Origin of the sequence: Bacillus sp. AP50, from assembly GCF_040492675.1 — a bacterium.
Taxonomy (GTDB): domain Bacteria; phylum Bacillota; class Bacilli; order Bacillales; family Bacillaceae_G; genus Bacillus_A; species Bacillus_A cereus.
On record NZ_JBEUTW010000762.1, the window covers coordinates 1 to 1,370 of the forward strand.

Genomic DNA, 1,370 nt, shown 5'->3' on the forward strand with positions numbered 1-1,370 from the left:
GGCACAACCATCCAGACTGACATCTTGTGCGTGAGTTCTGTACTCACGCACAAGATGTCAGTCTGGATGGTTGTGCCTGTGCCCTCGTAGTCAAAATAGCTGTAAGCCATCTTAGTCCTCTTGAGCAGATTTAGCTACACCAATAGCCATATTCAATACCGATACCCCCATGAACGGAACGTTATTCGTTACGTCATACAAAGAGGAATCTTCATTTACTAGGGCTTTACCAAGGCGTAGCGTACTTGTTAATGGTGATAACACAACAGCGCTGTTCGTGAAACCTCCAGATGCAATTGGGTCAATAGCTTGGCTAATATAACCCAATGAGGTTGCAGTCCGCATTGCTACGATTGCTAGGTTATCATCCCATTCCTTACCGTTCGTTACGTTGATGGTAGCTGCAAGCATTGCACTCAAAGGTGCTTGTGCCGCTAATAGCATCGCTACACCAGCAAGACCAGAACGTGCATTCACACGACGTAGAATCTTCTGATTACCAGCAAACGCATACCGCATGTACGGGAAGATTACCTTACCCGTTACGGTTTGTTCCAACAACGCAGGAACCTCCCCAGCATGTACAGTCATAGCTAAGTTATCACTAGCCATACTCATGTACCGCTGCGTATCAAATGCTACATCAGCATCCCACTTGTTAACAAGCATCCCATGTGTATCAATCTCTTTACGGATTTTACCCATAAGCTCGTCTGACATACCAATACTCTTGAAGTACTCAGCGAACTTCTTATTGCCTTGTACTGCACCTTGAATCATATCCTCGTACGCGCTTGCAATAATATGCACGTTCCAACGGCGAAGATGTTCAGACGCATTCAGGTACTTCACGCTCTGTGCAGCATTAGCTATAGCAGAACTGAACGTACCAGAGTTCACAGTATGGTTATCATCGAAGTGCGTAATGAAGTTCTTCAGACGACCCTCTGCCAGAACATCCGCAGCAAGCACATCCTTTAAACGAGCAGCTTCAGACTTGCTGAGCTTACTAATATCACGGAACACTTCAGGTAGAGCCTGTACAGATTTGGTAATCATTTGACGCATACCAATCTCATTAGCAGTTGTCATCAAATCCATAGCGTTGTAGATACCTGAATTACTCAGATGCAAAGCACTACCAATGATGGTGCTGTTACGCATCCACGGAGGTGTGTACTCACCTACTGCTCGACCAAGTAACTGGTCTGTAGTGTTATTCAAGAACGTCTTGATACCCTCAATGTTTGTGTTCTCAGGGGCATTATCAATAATCTGTTGGAACAGACTACGCAAGTCCGATTCACCTTGAATACCAGTAGCCGCTAATGCCTCACGGTGAGACATCATATGGTTGTACGTGTGCAGGT

The 1,370-nt window shown here is 45.4% G+C and carries 1 protein-coding gene; it reads right to left on the reverse strand.

Annotation, left to right across the window (positions count from 1 at the left end; translation table 11 throughout):
* Positions 1–111: 111 nt before the first annotated feature.
* Complete coding sequence (locus ABWK52_RS29255) at positions 112–852, reverse strand: hypothetical protein (protein ID WP_353772373.1); 741 nt, start codon at positions 850–852, stop codon at positions 112–114.
* Positions 853–1,370 lie beyond the last annotated feature (518 nt).